Source organism: Acinetobacter higginsii, assembly GCF_000369845.1.
GTDB lineage: Bacteria > Pseudomonadota > Gammaproteobacteria > Pseudomonadales > Moraxellaceae > Acinetobacter > Acinetobacter higginsii.
This window is the reverse complement of record NZ_KB850211.1, coordinates 699,159-716,935: the sequence shown is the minus strand read 5'-3', so window position 1 is coordinate 716,935 and position 17,777 is coordinate 699,159. Positions and strand designations below refer to the sequence as shown.

At 40.2% G+C, this 17,777-nt stretch carries 21 protein-coding genes; 8 read left to right on the top strand and 13 right to left on the bottom strand.

Annotated elements, in window-relative coordinates; all coding sequences use genetic code 11:
- Window positions 1–8: 8 nt before the first annotated feature.
- The 6 genes from F885_RS16580 to F885_RS16605 all read right to left on the bottom strand — a co-directional run bounded on the left by F885_RS16580 (window position 9) and on the right by F885_RS16605 (window position 4,932).
- The gene (locus tag F885_RS16580; protein ID WP_005204224.1) at window positions 9–638 is read right to left on the bottom strand and encodes a MotA/TolQ/ExbB proton channel family protein; all 630 of its coding nucleotides are present in this window, start codon (window positions 636–638) and stop codon (window positions 9–11) included.
- A 96-nt stretch (window positions 639–734) separates the two neighbouring features.
- On the bottom strand, window positions 735–1,622 hold the full coding sequence (locus F885_RS16585; RefSeq protein WP_005204226.1) for a ParB/RepB/Spo0J family partition protein: 888 nt from the start codon (window positions 1,620–1,622) through the stop codon (window positions 735–737).
- Window positions 1,619–2,401: a ParA family protein gene (locus tag F885_RS16590; protein ID WP_005204229.1), complete on the bottom strand. Its 783-nt coding sequence runs from the start codon at window positions 2,399–2,401 to the stop codon at window positions 1,619–1,621. Before F885_RS16590 ends, F885_RS16585 begins: the two co-directional genes overlap by 4 nt.
- 18 nt (window positions 2,402–2,419) lie before the next feature.
- Window positions 2,420–3,055 carry a 16S rRNA (guanine(527)-N(7))-methyltransferase RsmG gene (gene rsmG, locus F885_RS16595; protein ID WP_004806608.1) on the bottom strand — a complete coding sequence of 212 codons (636 nt, stop codon included), beginning with the start codon at window positions 3,053–3,055 and terminating at the stop codon, window positions 2,420–2,422.
- Window positions 3,056–3,229: 174 nt separating this feature from the next.
- Window positions 3,230–3,919: an N-acetylmuramate alpha-1-phosphate uridylyltransferase MurU gene (murU, locus tag F885_RS16600; protein ID WP_004806607.1), complete on the bottom strand. Its 690-nt coding sequence runs from the start codon at window positions 3,917–3,919 to the stop codon at window positions 3,230–3,232.
- Window positions 3,919–4,932 carry an aminoglycoside phosphotransferase family protein gene (locus tag F885_RS16605; RefSeq protein WP_005313414.1) on the bottom strand — a complete coding sequence of 338 codons (1,014 nt, stop codon included), beginning with the start codon at window positions 4,930–4,932 and terminating at the stop codon, window positions 3,919–3,921. The genes murU and F885_RS16605 overlap by 1 nt, the downstream gene beginning before the upstream one ends.
- A 118-nt stretch (window positions 4,933–5,050) precedes the next feature.
- Between F885_RS16605 and F885_RS16610 the strand changes: the two genes are divergently transcribed.
- Both F885_RS16610 and F885_RS16615 read left to right on the top strand, forming a co-directional pair.
- Window positions 5,051–7,525, top strand: a complete 2,475-nt coding sequence (locus F885_RS16610; protein WP_005313411.1) for an LPS-assembly protein LptD — start codon at window positions 5,051–5,053, stop codon at window positions 7,523–7,525.
- Window positions 7,525–8,838, top strand: a complete 1,314-nt coding sequence (locus F885_RS16615) for a peptidylprolyl isomerase (protein WP_005204235.1) — start codon at window positions 7,525–7,527, stop codon at window positions 8,836–8,838. Before F885_RS16610 ends, F885_RS16615 begins: the two co-directional genes overlap by 1 nt.
- A gap of 107 nt (window positions 8,839–8,945) precedes the next feature.
- Here the strand turns inward: F885_RS16615 and fba are convergent, their stop codons facing one another.
- From fba to F885_RS16630, 3 genes are all read right to left on the bottom strand, one after another.
- A complete protein-coding gene (fba, locus tag F885_RS16620; protein ID WP_004653891.1) occupies window positions 8,946–9,983 on the bottom strand; it encodes a class II fructose-bisphosphate aldolase in 1,038 nt (345 codons plus the stop codon).
- Between the two features lie 210 nt (window positions 9,984–10,193).
- Window positions 10,194–11,345, bottom strand: coding sequence for an ATP-dependent RNA helicase RhlB (gene rhlB, locus F885_RS16625; RefSeq protein ID WP_005204238.1), 1,152 nt, complete (start codon window positions 11,343–11,345; stop codon window positions 10,194–10,196).
- 109 nt (window positions 11,346–11,454) lie between these two features.
- Window positions 11,455–11,667 carry a cold-shock protein gene (locus tag F885_RS16630; protein ID WP_004653893.1) on the bottom strand — a complete coding sequence of 71 codons (213 nt, stop codon included), beginning with the start codon at window positions 11,665–11,667 and terminating at the stop codon, window positions 11,455–11,457.
- A gap of 357 nt (window positions 11,668–12,024) precedes the next feature.
- On the opposite strand from F885_RS16630, the gene F885_RS16635 reads away from it, so the two are divergent.
- From F885_RS16635 to F885_RS16655, 5 genes are all read left to right on the top strand, one after another.
- The gene (locus F885_RS16635) at window positions 12,025–12,264 is read left to right on the top strand and encodes a sulfurtransferase TusA family protein (protein ID WP_004806594.1); all 240 of its coding nucleotides are present in this window, start codon (window positions 12,025–12,027) and stop codon (window positions 12,262–12,264) included.
- Window positions 12,265–12,395: 131 nt separating this feature from the next.
- Entirely contained in the window at window positions 12,396–13,265 is an 870-nt protein-coding gene (gene rpoH, locus F885_RS16640; protein ID WP_004653896.1) for an RNA polymerase sigma factor RpoH, read from the top strand.
- A gap of 107 nt (window positions 13,266–13,372) precedes the next feature.
- Entirely contained in the window at window positions 13,373–13,738 is a 366-nt protein-coding gene (locus F885_RS16645; RefSeq protein ID WP_004806592.1) for a DUF423 domain-containing protein, read from the top strand.
- A 9-nt stretch (window positions 13,739–13,747) separates the two neighbouring features.
- The gene (thiS, locus tag F885_RS16650) at window positions 13,748–13,945 is read left to right on the top strand and encodes a sulfur carrier protein ThiS (protein ID WP_005313406.1); all 198 of its coding nucleotides are present in this window, start codon (window positions 13,748–13,750) and stop codon (window positions 13,943–13,945) included.
- A gap of 23 nt (window positions 13,946–13,968) precedes the next feature.
- The gene (locus tag F885_RS16655; RefSeq protein ID WP_004806589.1) at window positions 13,969–14,754 is read left to right on the top strand and encodes a thiazole synthase; all 786 of its coding nucleotides are present in this window, start codon (window positions 13,969–13,971) and stop codon (window positions 14,752–14,754) included.
- A 58-nt stretch (window positions 14,755–14,812) separates the two neighbouring features.
- Here the strand turns inward: F885_RS16655 and F885_RS16660 are convergent, their stop codons facing one another.
- Genes F885_RS16660 through yaaA form a run of 4 tightly spaced genes read right to left on the bottom strand, consistent with a single transcriptional unit; the run spans window position 14,813 to window position 16,992 of the window.
- Entirely contained in the window at window positions 14,813–15,268 is a 456-nt protein-coding gene (locus tag F885_RS16660) for an NUDIX domain-containing protein (RefSeq protein WP_005313403.1), read from the bottom strand.
- Between the two features lie 29 nt (window positions 15,269–15,297).
- Window positions 15,298–15,915 carry an HD domain-containing protein gene (locus F885_RS16665; protein WP_005313400.1) on the bottom strand — a complete coding sequence of 206 codons (618 nt, stop codon included), beginning with the start codon at window positions 15,913–15,915 and terminating at the stop codon, window positions 15,298–15,300.
- 9 nt (window positions 15,916–15,924) lie between these two features.
- Entirely contained in the window at window positions 15,925–16,188 is a 264-nt protein-coding gene (locus F885_RS16670; RefSeq protein ID WP_005313397.1) for a hypothetical protein, read from the bottom strand.
- A gap of 21 nt (window positions 16,189–16,209) precedes the next feature.
- Complete coding sequence (yaaA, locus tag F885_RS16675) at window positions 16,210–16,992, bottom strand: peroxide stress protein YaaA (protein ID WP_005313394.1); 783 nt, start codon at window positions 16,990–16,992, stop codon at window positions 16,210–16,212.
- Between the two features lie 124 nt (window positions 16,993–17,116).
- Here yaaA and F885_RS16680 point away from each other — a divergent pair, with 124 nt between their 5' ends.
- Window positions 17,117–17,746 (top strand): alpha/beta hydrolase, encoded by a 630-nt coding sequence (locus F885_RS16680; RefSeq protein WP_005313391.1) that lies wholly within the window; start codon window positions 17,117–17,119, stop codon window positions 17,744–17,746.
- The last annotated feature ends 31 nt before the right edge of the window (window positions 17,747–17,777 follow it).

The window sequence follows — 17,777 nt, the reverse complement described above, 5'->3', positions numbered from 1 at the left end:
ACCTCGGCTTAGCTTGCACGACGGTGTTCTTGGACATGTGCTGTTTTTTTATAAAAAAGCGCAGCATGAAACAAAGTCGATTGTTGCTCTAATTCAGCAATATATTCATGCACAACTCGCTGGAAATAGCGATAAGCAATCATTGCAGGAATCGCAATCAACATCCCGACAGCGGTTGTAATCAAGGCTTTAGAAATACCGGGCATCATCATACTAGCATTACCAGCAGAGCCAACATCAATCACCAAAAATGATTCAATAATCCCGAGGACCGTTCCAAGCAAGCCTAATAAAGGTGCAATTGCACTCAGAGTGCCTAAGAAATTGATATTTTTTTCGAGATGACTGATTTCTTGTGAAGCCGTTGCTTCCATCTGAGCACGCGCAAACTGTTCGCCTTGATCTTGATGTTCATAACCCGCTTTTAAAATACGACCTAGTGGGCTTTTTGCTGCATCATCTTGTTGTAAACGAGCAATCACCGATTCAACATCCGAACCATTAACAAGCAACGCCTGCGGCAAAACTTGTGACCGTTTTAAACGAATATATCGTTCAAGTGTAATCGCAACCGTAAAAATTGATGAGAGAATGAGGGGCAGCATTAACCAACCACCCGCTTTCACAAGTTCCCACATATTATTCCCCAATAATATTTAAACTATAAAAGGATAGATTCGGATTCATTAATCACTCAATAACCTCGAAAGCGACTAACAAATCCACCCTTAATATTAGTTAGGTAAACAAATATTGAGGATTCCATCCAACTCATCCAATGAGTGGTAATGAATGACCATTTTCCCTTTACCTTTTTGGTTATGGTCAATTTTCACATTTGCTCCGAAACGCTCTGAAAGTTTCTGAGTCAATTGTTCAATATCTGGAGAAATTTGGGCCTTTTCCTTTTCAGGCTTTGGTTCACTCCACTCACGAACTAACTGTTCAGTCTGACGTACTGACAAACCTTTTTCAATCACGATTTGCGCAACTGCAATTTGATCTTTGGGCTTCAAAGTCAGAATTGCACGGGCATGTCCCATATCAATCTGACCTTGTTGTATTAGGTCTTTAATCGGATCAGCTAAGCTCAACAAGCGCAACAGATTACTCACTGTTGTACGCGCCTTACCCACCGTATCTGCAATTTCTTGATGACTTAAACCAAATTCATCATGAAAGCGCTGTAAAGCGACTGCTTGATCAATCGGGTTTAAATCTTGACGTTGAATGTTTTCAATTAGAGCCAAGGCAATTGCGACTTGATCATTTAAGTCACGCACAATCGCAGGAATTTCAGTCAAACCTGCTAATTGGGCAGCACGCCAGCGACGTTCGCCCGCAATAATTTCGTAAGGATGTTGCTCATCATCCACAGGACGGATCACAATCGGTTGCATCACACCATGTTTTTCAATTGATGCTGCAAGCTCTTGTAAATCTTGTTCTTGGATAAAACGACGTGGTTGGTATTCACCACGTTTCAATAAATTGACATCAATTTGCTTGAGTTGACCATGATCCAAGGCTTGTGCTTCAAGTTGCAATTTCTCTTTTTGAATTGAACCCAATAGCGCATCTAAACCACGACCTTTAGCCAATCCGCGTTTTTTGATGCTCATACAGCACTTCCTTTTTTCACTTTACTTTTCTTCAACATTTCTGCGGCTAAGTTCAAATATGCAATCGCACCTTTGGAACTTTTCTCGAAATAAATCACAGGTAAACCATGGGCTGGCGCTTCTGCTAGACGGATATTTCGAGGAATGACCGTTTCATATAACTTTTTACCAAAATATTGCTCTAATTCAGCAGACACATCGCGGGTCAACGCATTACGAGCATCATACATGGTACGTAATACCCCAACGATTTCCAAGTTTGGATTAAGGGCTTTTTGTATACGATCAATGGTCTGTGTAAGATCAGCCAAACCTTCCAAAGCATAGTATTCACATTGCATTGGAATAATCACACCATTTACGGCAGCCAAGGCATTCACCGTGATCAGGCTTAAGCTTGGTGCACAATCGACAATAATATAATCAAATGCAGAATCAACTTCTTGCAGTGCATTTTTAAGAATGAACTCTCGCCCTTCCTGTTCTGCAATGGCAAGTTCTACACCCGCAAGTTCACGGTTTGCACCTAAAACCTTATAACCCACTTCAGCTTTTTGAATCGCCGTTTCAATCGGCACTTCACCCAATAACACATCTGTGACTGAATAAAGTAAATCATTCTTTTGAATACCAGACCCCATGGTGGCATTCCCTTGTGAGTCCATATCGACCAACAAGACACGTTTTTTCAAGATCGCCAAAGAGGCAGCAAGATTGACTGCTGTCGTGGTTTTTCCCACACCACCTTTTTGGTTTGCAATCGCAATAATTTGAGCCATGACTACCCTTAATATTTTTTATTGAATACGTTGAAGTAAAAGTAAATGACGCTGTTCATCCAATCTTGGCACACGCAGTTCAATGATCTTACATGAATACTGATCTTTCATCTGCTCAACTTCATCCTCTGGGATTAAGCCTTTCATTGCAGCAATGATACTTTGTTCATGCATATATGGTTGTGCTGCATCTACAAAATCGGTCAATGAAGCAAATGCTCGACTTGTAATGACATCAAACTGACCAAGTTCTCCAATGCTGTCTTCATTTTCAACACGAGTTTGGACTGCAATTACATTTTTCAGTTTTAAGTCTGCAATAAATTGCTTCAGGAAACGAATCTTTTTCCCATTCGAATCTAATAGTACACAAGAACGTTCTGGTTGGCATAATGCAATGATCATGCCCGGCATACCACCGCCCGTACCCACATCTAACAAACGGCCTTGGGGCAAATCATTTAAGATACTTAAACTATCTAATAAATGTTTAACCAGCATTTCTTTCGGCTCGCGAATTGCCGTTAAATTGTATGCCTTATTCCATAGCACTAGCGCATCTTGATATTTCAATAAGAGTGTTAGGGCTTCTTCACTTAGGTTAAGACCTAAAGCTTGGCTACCTTGCTTTAATTCTTGAAAAAAAGGATGCATAACAGTGCGACATCTCGATAAACTTGCTGTGCAGTATACCGATTTCTGATACAAGGCACAGCAGGACTTGTTGAACGATTATGCAGTTAATCATTTACAAGCATGATAAACTGCACAATCCTTTAAGTTTTTGTCTTTTCTTATGCAAATCACAGATAGACAAAGCATTTTTTATTATGCAAACGCGCCCTGCTTGATTTGTTGATCAAGCTGCTCTAAACGCTCAGGTGTACCAACATCCACCCAAATTCCTTGCAACTTTTCAGCTGAAACTTGCTGCTGCTGCATGGCTTGTTTCAATAATGGTGCTAAAGGTCGTTTGCCATTTTCCAAACCTGCAAACATCTGTGGTGCAAAAACAGCCACACCACTATAAGTTAAGGCTTCACCCAATTGCTCTTGCTCAAAAGTGTAAGCTAAATCATTCGCTAGGATAAAGTCACCTTTTAAGTGCTGAGGTGGATTTTCAACCAAGACTAAATGCGCTTGCTTATCTTCAAGCTGAACATTCAACAATGAAGAAAAATCCATTGTGGTCCAGACATCACCATTGACCAAAATAAAAGGTTCATCACCCAACAATGGTAACGCATTAATAATGCCGCCTGCTGTTTCCAAGCCTTCACCTTCGTGTGACCATAAAATAGTTACACCAAATTGAGAGCCATCACCTAAAGCAGCAGCAAGTTTTTCACCCAACCAAGCAGTATTAATGACAATCTCGGTGACGCCGATTTTTTGCAACTTCTCAATATGCCAAACAATCAGTGGCTTCCCACCGACTTCCAGTAAAGGTTTTGGCGTATGCAAGGTTAATGGTCGCATACGATTACCAAGACCTGCAGCAAGAATCATTGCTTTCATTATGCTGCAACCTCGTAGTGACCATATTTTTCAATAAACTTCGGCATCACGATGTCACGAATGAACTGCATAAAGTCATTCAGTTCATCATAACCTTGGCTTTCTTCAAGCAAATACCACATCACGCGCGGTAAATCTTTTAAATAACCTGATTTGCCATCACGTTCAAATAGACGCACAAAGATACCCAAGATTTTCAAATGACGTTGGATCGCCATCAGATCAGCATCTCGTTTGAACTGCTCAAAACTACGATTTTCTTTCGCTGCTGCCGGCAATAAGTTATAGAACACTTCAAACCATTCATAGACACGCTCAGCATTCCACTGCACATAAGCATCACGCGTAATCGAGATGAGATCGTACGTATCAGCACCGATCACTGCATCTTGGAAGTCAATTACACCAAGCTCTTGCTCATCTTCGATTTTCATCAAATTACGACTATGGAAGTCACGATGTACAATCACTTGCGGTTGATTAGTCGCCTCAATCGCAAGGAAATCAAATGCCTGCTCAATCGTTTCCAACTGCTGCTCTGTCGGTTGAATGTTTAATGATGGCAACATCCAGTCTGTCAACAAACGCATTTCCGTCATTAACTTTTCATAAGAATACGCAGGTAATTGTGCATTACCATTGATCTGCTGTAATTCAATCAACTGCTTAAAACTTTGTGCATAGTATTGATCAACTGTTTGATCATTGAGTAATGTTGATAAAACAACATCACCAAAATCCTCAAGCAGTAATAAACCCAAGGTTAAGTCTTTCGCAACGATATGTGGAACTCGCACACCATTTTTATCAAAAAACTCATCAATGCTGACAAATGGCGCACAATCTTCTTTTTCAGGAGGCGCATCCATGAGCATATATGTTTTGTTTTGTATCGTAATTCGCGCATAGCGGCGAAAGCTTGCATCTCCTGCTAAAAAATTGATCTCAAATTGATCAGATTGGAGAGTGGCTTGAAGCCAAGTTTGTATCAATTGTTCACGTTGTGTATTCATTTGCAATAAAATCTAAAACTAGCTGAGATTTTGAAAGCTTAAGTGTAGCCACTTATCAACTTTTTCTCTATGATGCGACAATAATTAATTGTGAATTAGCGTATTGGTTAATGAGACAATGAAACATCAGTTTAAATTTAATCCTTTAGCAACAGCTATTTTGACACTCTTGTGCGGTGGCTCGATTCAATCAGGTTTCGCGGCGCAAGCTGATGCTGTCTCTACGCTTGACAATAAACAGCTCAAAGCTGCCATTCGACAGAATCAAGAACAGCAAAACCAAGAAAGTTATCCTGGGGAAAGTTTTTTCCAGCAATATTATGTAGATAAATCTGCACCAGAAGCGCAATTACGTGACAATCGTTATTTAAGCTCTTCATTTTGCCAAGGGACTTGGGTCACCCCAATCAACCCTGAAACAAAAGCTGGTAATGCAAATACGACCACTTCTGTGCTCACCGCTGATTATGGACATTACAACCCGACAGGTGATTCTGTTTTACAAGGCAATGTAGTCATTGATCAAGAAGGCCGAACCATTCGTGCCGATCAAGTTACAATTGATTCGACACAAACATTTGCCAATGCCGAAGGTCGTGTTCAAGTTGCTCAATCAGGATTACTTACCCAAAGTGATGCGATTAACTATAATTTAAAAACCCAAACTGGTGATTTAAACAATAGTTTCTATATCTCTGAACAACAGCATGCGCATGGCCATGCCAGTCAAATAAAACGGGAAAATCAGAATTTAGTCATTTTTAAGGACGCGAGCTATACCGCTTGTCCCCCCGAGCAAAAACCTGCATGGAAAATTCAGGCCAAAGAAATTGAGCTAAACCAAGATACAGGTCGCGGTGTAACCCGCGGCACCAAGCTTTATGTCAAAGATGTACCTATACTTGCAGTTCCATATTTCAACTTTCCGATTGATGACCGACGCACTACGGGTTTATTGAGTCCAAATTTTGGCTATAGCAATGATGGTGGTGCGCAGCTAATCACGCCTGTTTATCTCAATCTTGCGCCAAACTATGATCTCACACTCACCCCGATCTACATGAGCAAACGTGGCCCGAAATTAGATGCTGACTTCCGCTATATGACCGAAAACTTTGGTGCGGGTCGTATTTGGGGGGGCTATATCGCCAAAGATGATCAATATGGCGGCGAAGCACGTGATGACCTTCATTTTGTTCATAATTGGAAAATCGATAATCAATGGTCGACCAATTTAGAATATAACTACGCATCAGATAAAGATTACTTCGCAGACTTCAATAATAATCCGAACGCACGAACCGATCTAAACTTACGTCGTGCTTGGGAACTGAATTACCAAAATGGAATTCCAGGTCTTAAAGCTCAGTTAAAGGTTGAAGATTTCCAAACCTTAGACAAAACCATTAAAGATGTCGATAGACCATACGCTCGACTTCCACAATTCTTACTAAACTACGTGACCGGTGATCCACAAGGTCTACAATACGAGTTTAATAACGATACCGCTTATTTCAAAAAGTCTGTAGATGATGGATCTGCACTAGAGTCAAGTGGTACGCGTATTTACAACCAGTTTGCAGTTCGTTACAACTATTTAACCCCTTCTTGGTTCTATGTCGTCCCAGAAGTCTCTGTACGCAGTATTAACACCTTCTACGATCAAGACTCAAAAGAAGGCCGTGGACTGTCCGCTTCTGATGATTTAGAGAAATCAGTTGTTGTTCCCCAATTCACTCTTGCCACAGGCTTAACGTTCGAGAAAGAAGGTAAATATTTACAAAGTATTTCTCCTCGTGCTTTTTATGCGTACTCACCTTATAAGAATCAAGATGATCATCCAAACTTTGATTCGACTACAGCGTCGATCAACTATGATCAGTTGTTCAACCCATATCGCTTCTATGGGCATGACCGTCTAGATGACAATAACTTCTTGTCGCTCGGTGTGACTTATAGCTTGCTGGATACTGAAGGCCTAGAGCGCATTAAAGCAAGCATTGGTCAAAGTTATTACTTTAGTGACCGTCGTGTCAGTCTAAATGAAAAACTCGATGAATTTGACACCCAAACACGTACCGGTCCCATCATTAGCTTATCCAGCCAACTGAATCAGAACGTTACCATTAGCTCTAACTCTGCATGGATGTCGAATGGCGAAAATGCACAGCGCGATTTCCAAGCTTACTATACGGGTGACAAAGGTAATCTTTACAACTTAGGCTATTTTTACCGTAAAGATATCCCAGATCGACAAGATTCTTATGACCAAGTTGTTGCATCCTTTATACAACCTGTAAAAGACAATTGGCGTATTATGGGTCATGCTCAATACGACATTGATAATAATGTGATGCGTGAATATTTACTTGGTGTAAATTACGAGTCATGTTGTTGGGCTGTCTCAGTTTATGGTCGTTCTTACTACAATGATCTGGATGATCCAAACACCCCAGGCGTTCGTAAAAAGAATGCTGTTATGGCTGAATTCACCCTAAAAGGTCTCGGTGCTTTAAACAATAAGCTTGCTTCTCTCCTAGAAAACAGAGTTTTAGGTTTCAACAAAATTAATCAATCTTGGACACAACGTTAATGAAGATAAAACCTTTTCAACATATCTTTAAAGCAACTGTTCTCGCTGCCCTAATTTCTTCATCAATGCAAAGCTTTGCACAGCCTACGGATGAGGTTGTTGCCATTGTAGATAGTAGTGTCATTCTAAAAAGTGATTTAGAACAAGGGATTGCTGAAACAGAACACCAGTTGAAAGCACAAAACAAAACTGTTCCTCCACAACAGTATTTACAAATGCAAGTGCTTGATCAACTCATCATTCGCCAAGCTCAATTAGAGCAAGTGAAGCGTTATGGCATTAAGCCTGATGAAAAGAGCTTAAATGCTGCCGTACTAAAAGTCGCAAATCAATCAGGTGCAAATACTCTTGAAGCATTTCAACAAAAGTTAGATGCAATTGCACCGGGTACATATGAAAACTTGCGCAACCGTGTCGCAGAAGATTTAGCCATTGGTCGTTTACGTCAGCAACAAGTGATGTCACGTATTAAAATCAGTGATCATGATGTTGAAAACTTCCTTAAATCACCAGAAGGTCAAGCTGCGCTAGGTACTCAAGTCCATGTAATTCACATGCGCATTTCGGGTGAAAATAACAATGAAGTACAGCAAGTCGCGCAACAGGTAAAACAATCTCTCACAACAAGTGATGACACCAAATCGATTAGCTCTAAGCTATCAACAACTTCAGTGAAAGTCGATGGTGCTGACATGGGTTTCCGCTCATTATCAGAAATCCCAACGGAACTCTCAGCACGTATTGCCCCACTTCAAGTTGGACAAACCACCGAGTTAATCAATGTTCGTGATGGTGTGCATGTATTAAAGCTACTTGAACGTAAGCAAAACGAACAAAAAGCACTAGTCTCTCAATACCAGACACGCCATATCCTGATCCAACCCTCTGAAGTTGTAAGCATAGATCGCGCTAAGCAAATGATCGATAGCCTATACAACCGTGCTAAGGCGGGTGAAGATTTCGCAACACTTGCTGCAACCTACTCAAATGACACAGGTTCAGCACGGGATGGTGGTAGCTTAGGTTGGGTAAGTCCAGGCGTAATGGTACCTGAATTTGAAAAGGTGATGAAAGAAACACCTGTTGGGCAAATCAGCAAGCCATTCCAAAGTCAATTCGGCTGGCATATTTTACAAGTCATGGATACTCGTGAACAGGATATGACCAAAGAAGTTCAGGAACGTATGGCACGCCAGATCTTAGGTGAACGTCAGTTCGATACCGAAGTTGATAGCTGGATGCGTGAACTTCGTGCGAATGCCTACGTTGAAATCAAAGATGCAAGCTTAGACTCAAAAGCACAGCAAAAATAAATATGCAGAATAAAAATGCCAGCAATTCGCTGGCATTTTTTATTTAAAAAATTAATCAATTAAAAAAATAGCGGCAATTGCCGCTATTTTTCCATATTACAAATTGATTATTTGTAACGATCAACCATTTTCTCTAAAGAAATTGGACGAATCTTATCTGCATTACCAGATGTACCAAATGAATTATAACGATCCACACAGATTTGCTTCATTGCTTCAACTGTTTCACCAAAGAATTTACGCGGGTCAAATTCACTTGGTTTTTCAGCCATCATACGACGCATTGCGCCAGTAGAAGCCAAACGTAAATCGGTATCAATATTAATCTTTCGTACACCGTGCTTAATCGCTTCTACAAGCTGATCTACAGGTACACCATAAGTTTCTTTAATATCGCCACCATACTGGTTAATCACCGCCAACCACTCTTGCGGTACTGAGCTTGAACCATGCATTACAAGATGCGTATTTGGTAACGCAGCATGAATTTCTTTAATGCGATCAATAGCCAAGATATCGCCTGTAGGTGGACGTGTAAACTTGTACGCACCGTGCGAAGTACCGACAGCAATCGCCAAAGCATCAACATTGGTATCCGCAACAAACTGAGTTGCTTCTTCAACTGAAGTTAACAGCTGAGAGTGGTCAAGTACGCCTTCTGCGCCCACACCATCTTCTTCACCCGCCATACCAGTTTCAAGGCTACCCAAGCAACCAATCTCACCTTCAACTGAAACGCCACACGCATGTGCCATCGCTACAACACGACGAGTTACATCAACATTGTAATCATAGGTTGTAGGCGTTTTACCGTCCGCACCCAATGAACCATCCATCATCACTGAGCTAAAACCCAATTGGATTGAACGTTGGCAAACATCAGGACTTGTACCATGATCTTGATGCATTACCACTGGAATATGTGGCCACTCTTCAATCGCAGCTAAAATAAGATGACGTAAGAATGGTGCACCCGCATATTTACGCGCACCAGCCGAAGCTTGCACGATAACAGGTGAATTCGTTGCATCTGCAGCGAGCATGATTGCGCGCATTTGTTCTAAATTGTTTACGTTAAACGCTGGTACGCCGTAGTTATGTTCTGCAGCGTGATCCAAGAGCTGGCGCATTGAAATTAGAGCCATAATATCCTCCCAGGTAATGCGCCATATTCTACATGCTGATCTATTTCAATTCAGCAAATAATCACAGTAATTATAAAAAAATCTTTAATCTTTTGTGTAATTTGAGTTGTTATTCTGACTAAATAATCAAAAAGGCCAAATCACAGTATGATTTGGCCTTTTGCTTAAAAGATATTGCGCTTAAATACATCCAATAAAATGGATCAAGACTTAGCAATAACCCTCTAAACGCGTTAATGGTAATTTTTTACCAATCGCTTTTTCAATTTCTGGCAAATAGAATGCATCATCTTCCGACAGGAAACTGATACTCACACCCTGCGCGCCAGCACGCCCTGTACGACCAATACGATGTACATAGTCATCAGACTGTTCAGGCAAAGTAAAGTTAATCACATGCGAAACACCATCCACATGAATACCGCGACCAGCAACATCAGTTGCGATCATAATATTGTTCTTACCTTGTTTGAATTGGTCTAGCATTTTTAAACGCTTATCTTGTGCAATTTCACCAGATAACATACCAACTTTATAACCATCACGTTTCAAATGGTCATACAAACGGCGTACCTGATCTCGACGATTTGCAAAGATCATGACTTTATCAATTGGCTCTTCACGCAAAATATCTTGCAATAACTTGTATTTATCTTGTTTAGCAACGACATACACACGTTGCTCAACGTCGTTATTGGTTTTTTGCTCAGGTTCAATTTCTACCGTTACAGGCTCGAACAACCATTGACGTGCCAAATTAAGAACATCATAGCTAAATGTTGCAGAGAACATTAAAGTTTGACGCTGCTCTTTAAATGGTGAATAACGAACAATTCGTTTAACCGATGGAATAAAGCCCATATCCAACAAACGATCTGCTTCATCAATCACCAGAAATTCAATTTTATCCAACCAAACTTCTTTTTGCTCCACAAAATCGATCAAACGTCCTGGTGTTGCAACAATGATATCAACAAAGTTTCGATCCAACATTTTCTTTTGTTTTTCAAAATCTACGCCGCCCAATAAGGTCACAAGATGTAGATTTGAAAACTTGGTTAATGCTTGCGCATCACTTTCAATCTGTAATGCCAACTCTCGTGTCGGCGCTAGAATTAACGCACGTGGCTCACCACGGAATCGTTGCTCTTGAACTGGATTATTGAGTAGATCATTGATCACACTAACCAAAAAGGCAGCTGTTTTTCCTGTGCCTGTTTGTGCTCGACCAATAGCATCATGCCCTGCTAATGTATATTTTAAAACCTTTTGCTGAATTGGGGTCATTTGTGTAAAACCCAAAGCATCAATCGCTTTCTTCAACTGCGGATGTAAATTTAAGGTTTCAAAACCAGATGTCATATATGCTCTCGAACCATCAACGACCAAAAGAAAGTCATTATTATAAACCATAAAAAATAAAAACGCCCCAATAAGATTGGGGCGTTTTTTATTGCGTTAAGGCAACAAATTAGTCTAAAGGCTGAACGTTTTCAGCCTGGAAACCTTTTTGTCCTTGAACAACACTGAATTCTACGCGTTGGCCGTCACGTAAAGAACGGTGGCCATCACCCATAATTGCGCGAAAATGAACAAATACGTCATCACCACCATTACGCTGAATAAAACCAAAGCCTTTAGTGTCGTTAAACCACTTTACTACGCCTTGTTCACGAGCTGTCATAAGTCAATCCTCAGATATTGAAAGATAAGGACCTTCCGGTGTTGCAAACAGCAGAGCCAACAAGGTTTTAAAATATTTATAATTTTAAAGCTTGTAATCATTCTGTAAAACTATCAACAATTTCCGGTTACATCCATTTGTTATAGAGTTTAAAACAATTAATTTGCATTAAACAACTTTCTAAAACGCATCGAGCTTATCATGGGTTTATCACAATTAATAGAATTATTTTTAGTTATTTCCGATGTTTCTATCTGTTTTTTTCAATAATTTAGCTGTTTTTTTAATGAAATTTTTCTCTCAAAAATTACGCAAAAATTTGTTAAGATAATTTTGAATGAAGTGATTTAATCGTATATGACCAACACATCCAACACACCCATCATTATTGATGCTTTAGGGCAACCTTGCCCAATGCCACTATTGATGTTGAAGCGTGCCTTAAAGAAAGCCAACGGCATACAACAATATCTATTGAAATCTTCTGATCCACATAGTGAAATTGATGTAACACGATATTGCCAAATTCAGCAACTTCAATGTTTAACTCAGAAAATTTCAGATCGTGAATTTCACTATTTAATTGAATCTACGTGATTCTTTGCTAAACTCTAGCTAAAGATAAACTAGATAACTTTACATTTTTATACTCAAATTTCCTTAGTGATGAAGAACATTCGCATTAAGATGAAATTGTTGACTTAAATACCATCCTATAAGGAGACTCCATGACTACTGACAGCAGCAATCAATTGATGCCCCTGTCATTGTCTGCGCCAGGCGTAAACCTTGGTGCATATATCAGTACTGTCAATCAAATTCCAATTCTAACGGCCGAGCAGGAAAAAGAACTTGCTGAGCGTTATTATTATGACCAAGACCTCGATGCTGCCAAACTATTGGTAATGTCACACCTACGCTTTGTTGTCCATATTGCACGTAGTTATGCAGGTTACGGATTGCCACAAGGTGATCTCATTCAAGAAGGTAACCTTGGATTAATGAAAGCGGTAAAACGCTTCGATCCAAATATGGGTGTTCGCTTAGTTTCTTTTGCAGTGCACTGGATTAAAGCCGAAATCCATGAATATGTGATTCGTAACTGGCGTATTGTCAAAATCGCAACGACCAAGGCACAACGTAAATTATTCTTTAACTTACGCAGTCTTAAAAAATCAAGCAAACGACTCACTTTGGAAGAAGCGAAATCGATTGCCAATGATTTGAATGTCACACCAGAGCAAGTGCTCGAAATGGAAGGTCGCTTAACTGCTTACGATGCTGCTTTTGAAGCTCAGGGCGATGATGATGACGATACACCACATACCGCTCCTGCACTGTATCTCGAAGATAATCGTTACGATCCTGCTCGATTAGTTGAAGAAGAAGACTACGAAGAGCAAAGCACTACGGCCTTGCATGAGGCAATGGATCAGCTTGACGATCGCTCACGGAATATTTTACAACGTCGCTGGTTAGATGATGACAAATCAACCTTGCATGAACTGGCTGCAGAATATAATGTTTCTGCAGAACGTATTCGCCAGCTAGAAAAGAATGCAATGGAAAAAATCAAAACTGCCATGTCTGCAAGTTAAAATCAAATCAAACACAAGGGCTTTAATGCCCTTTTGTTTTATCTGGCTTTGTTTAAGCACCCGAATATGTTAACTTTGTTCATCAAATTTCCAGTTCCATTATCATTATGTGGATAGCTATCTCGGCGCTTAACCTTGCGCTTGCAGTTATGTTGGGTGCTTTTGGTGCTCATGGACTCAAATCTTTTGCAACCCCAGAACAACTTACTTGGTGGGGTACAGCAACTCAATACTTTTTCTATCATGCGATTGGATTGCTTATCTTAGGCGTCCTGCATAAAACCACAGCAACATTTCCAATAAAAATTCCTTTTATTTTGATCCAAATTGGTATCATCTTTTTCTGCGGTTCGTTGTACATTATGGCGCTCGGCCTACCTCGCATTTTAGGTGCGATTACACCGATTGGCGGTGCTTTTATGATAGCGGGCTGGCTGTTACTCGCATGGCAAGCAATCAAGCATGCGAAATAAGGATTGATCATGCACATCTATTTAAATGGCGAGTCAACAGACACGCCTTGTGAAAACCTACAGCAATTGATTCAGAATTTAGCCTTAGAAGGCAAACGCTTTGCTGTAGAGAAGAACCAACAGATTATTCCGAAAAGCAAACTTGAGCAAACGACAATTGCTCCTGAAGATCGTATTGAAATTATTCAAGCTGTTGGTGGCGGCTAATCGGCTAAAAATGGAGTAAGCCCATGCAAGATTCCCCTTTAATTGTTGGTTCACGTACTTTCCAATCTCGTTTATTGGTCGGAACTGGTAAATATAAAGATCTCAATGAAACTGATTTAGCTATTCAAGCCAGTGGCGCTGAAATTGTCACAGTCGCAATTCGTCGTGTAAACATTGGTCAGCATGCCGATCAGCCGAATTTGCTTTCAGTGATTCCACCAGAAAAATACACGATTCTGCCGAATACAGCAGGTTGTTTTGATGCAGATAGCGCGATTCGTACCTGTATGCTGGCACGTGAACTGCTTGATGGTCACAATTTGGTGAAGTTAGAAGTACTTGGTGATGAAAAAACCTTATACCCAAATATCACTGCAACACTGAAAGCAGCACAAACCCTGATTGATGATGGCTTTGAAATCATGGTCTATACCTCGGATGACCCCATTGTTGCTCAAGAACTTGAAAGTATGGGCTGTGTTGCGATCATGCCTTTGGGTAGTTTGATTGGTTCTGGCCTTGGTATTTTGAATCCACATACCATTTCCATCATCAAAGAAAATGCTAAAGTTCCTGTATTGGTTGATGCTGGTGTGGGTACAGCCAGTGATGCGGCGATTGCAATGGAACTCGGTTGTGACGGCGTATTAATGAATACGGCGATTGCAGCGGCACAAAATCCAATTTTGATGGCTTCTGCCATGAAAAAAGCGGTTGAAGCGGGTCGTGAAGCATTCTTAGCGGGTCGTATGCCACGTAAGCGTATGGCGAATGCAAGCTCACCTGAGACTGGGTATTTCTTTAAATAAGAAAAGAACGATTAATTAAAGGGAGCTTTTTAGCTCCCTTTTTTAATGCAATTACAATTTATCTTGATTCTAGATTAACAAGATGAATAACATGTTCAGATGATCGTAAAGCAAGGTCATGTAAAACATCTGGCTTTAGCCGTTTGATCTCGTGCTTTGGCATCCATGAAATTACTTGGGCTTCAGCCGCATCATCAAGATAACAAGCTTTCGTTTGAATACTGCCTTTATAAATATAAAGAAATTCGTGAAAATGACGCCCTACAACGGGATCATAGAAGAAATTCTCAACAATCGCAAAAAGTACAGGTGAATTAAAATACTCTCCTGTTTCTTCAAACACTTCTCGTTGGATCCCCTCTAGGGTCGTTTCCGAAAACTTTAATCGCCCTCCGACCAAAGAGATGCTTCCATCTGGAAATGTAGAAACCAAAATCTGATCTTCATGTTCTATCCAAGCAGCCACACGAATATTCAGTTTTCCCTCTGCAATGTCTAATGTTAAATCTTTCACTTATAACTCAACGCATGAATCTCAATCATTTATTCTATTATATTTTTTAAATTCTCTTTCGCTCTTGGCTCCAAACTCTGTTGAAAATATTCGGTTTGATACAGTGATTCTGTCTGATAAAAATGCGCTAGAACTTCTTTTCTCTTAATCGCATAAACATCTGGATCTACCCAAGCATATTCCTGCTTAATCTGCTGTTCATATTCTTCGAAACGCTCTGATGAAGAAGCTAGAATCGCCAAATCAATATCCAGTAGAAACTGCAAATCCAACTCATTAGTCGACTCGTGCTTTTGCGTGGCAATAATCCACTGCTTTATCTTCTGAACAATATCAATTGATAAATCTTGAGCCAAATACTGTTCAAATAGCTCTGCACTTTTCAGCTCGTTATCTTTTGCTTGTGGATTATAGACCGCATCATGAAACCAAAGTGCTAACTCAACTGCATGTGCATCAATTAAATCAGCTCGAATCGAGTCAACTAGAACTAGACATTCATACAAATGTTGCAGCGTATGATAAGCCCGCTGCTTTTCACTGTAGGCAGCAATCAACTTATTAAAAACTTTCTGTGGCTCTGAAAAATGATAATGCTGATGCAGCTCAAACCATGATTTTTCTAATACGCTTAAATATTGCGGCATTGCTCATCCTCATTGGATTTCTTTATTCAGCCACTTTGCCAATGATTCAGCATCTTTACGCTCTAGAAAAAGCTGATACAAGGTACAGGAACCAAACTCATGTTTTAGTTCCTGTTGGCGCATAGGATGATTACCAAATCGGAATCGTCTAGTACCGTCTCGATCAAGCGGCAATGCATACACCCCGTAACTTCGAGGTTCGGTCAGGTGTCCTTTGACACAAACTTGATCAGACGATATCGCGTGTTTTAATAAATGTTCTTTGGTTAACATCCCACCCTGCCCAAGGCAAACCTAAGCTGCGTGCTGTTCATCTCGCTTAAAGACCAATTCTTTATTCGATGAACTTTCAGCATCAAAGTAATACCCTTCACTATCAAATGCTTTTAATTGTTCTACTTGGCTTAATTTATTCTCAATCAAGTATCTTACCATCAGACCACGCGCTTTTTTCGCATAGAAACTGATGACTTTATATTTTCCGTTCTTTTGATCCAAGAATACAGGCTTGATAATTTCTGCCTGAATTTTCTTTTCATTCACAGATTTATAATATTCGTCAGAGGCCAAATTTACCAACACTTTTGCATCAATTTCAGCTAAATCTTGGTTAATTTGATCTGTGATAATACTGCCCCAGAATTCATATAGATTATGGCCGCGGCTATTTTTTAATTTAGTGCCCATTTCCAAACGGTACGGCATGATTAAATCTAATGGACGTAATAAACCATAAAGACCAGACAGCATACGTAAATGCTGTTGGGCAAAATCAATATCTTGGTCTTTTAAGTGATAAGCATCTAAACCCGTGTACACATCACCTTTAAATGCAAACAAAGCTTGACGTGCATTGGAAAAATCAAAATCTGCATTCCAGTCACGGAAACGCTCTACATTTAAATTGGCAATTTTTTCACTCACGGTCATCAACGATGCAATTTCTGTCGCAGAAAGCTTGCGACAAACATCAATCAATTGTTGTGATTGCGCCAACAAACGTGGTTGGGTATGTGTATCTGTAGGAAGTGCTGTGGTGTAATCGAGTGTTTTAGCAGGAGAAATTAAAGCAAGCATAATCAATCAAAATAAATTTATCTTGGTGAAACTATAACAGTTGATAATTTTTAATGCCAATTCGTGTTCTCGTTCAGTTTTATCGGTAAAATAGTGGATTCTTCCATTATCCATTGCGTATCTTATGTCTGAGCAATTATTCATCCAAGGTCCTGTTGGTCAAATCGAAATGTTTGTTGATCAGCCCCAAGGTGAAATCACAGGTTTTGCTGTCGTCTGCCATCCACATCCTTTGCAAGGTGGTACACCGCATCATAAAGTCCCTGTCTTACTGGCTCAGATTTTTAATGAAATGGGGTGTGTGGTGTACCGTCCTAGCTTCCGTGGTTTAGCTGGCAGTGAAGGTAAACACGACCAAGGGCATGGCGAAACCGATGATATTATGGCTGTGATTGAATATGCCCGTGCAAAACATGCAGGACTTACCTTCTATGCAGGCGGTTTCAGTTTTGGTTCTCATGTTCTGGCAAAATGCCAAGCACAACTCAGCGATGAATTACGTCCAAAGCAATTGGTATTATGTGGCTTACCTACAGGTTCGGTGGTTGATTTACGCCACTACACAACTCCTGCAATTGACGGCGATATCTTATTTGTTCATGGTGAACAAGATGATATTACCCTGCTCTCAGATATGATCGCGTGGGCAAAGCCACAAAAACACCCGATCACGATTCTGCCAGGCGCCAATCATTTCTTTACCGGTTATCTAAAACAGTTACGCCAAGTGATTGCTCGCTTTTTAAAACTGTAGACTTAACAACAAATTACTAAGAAAAATATAC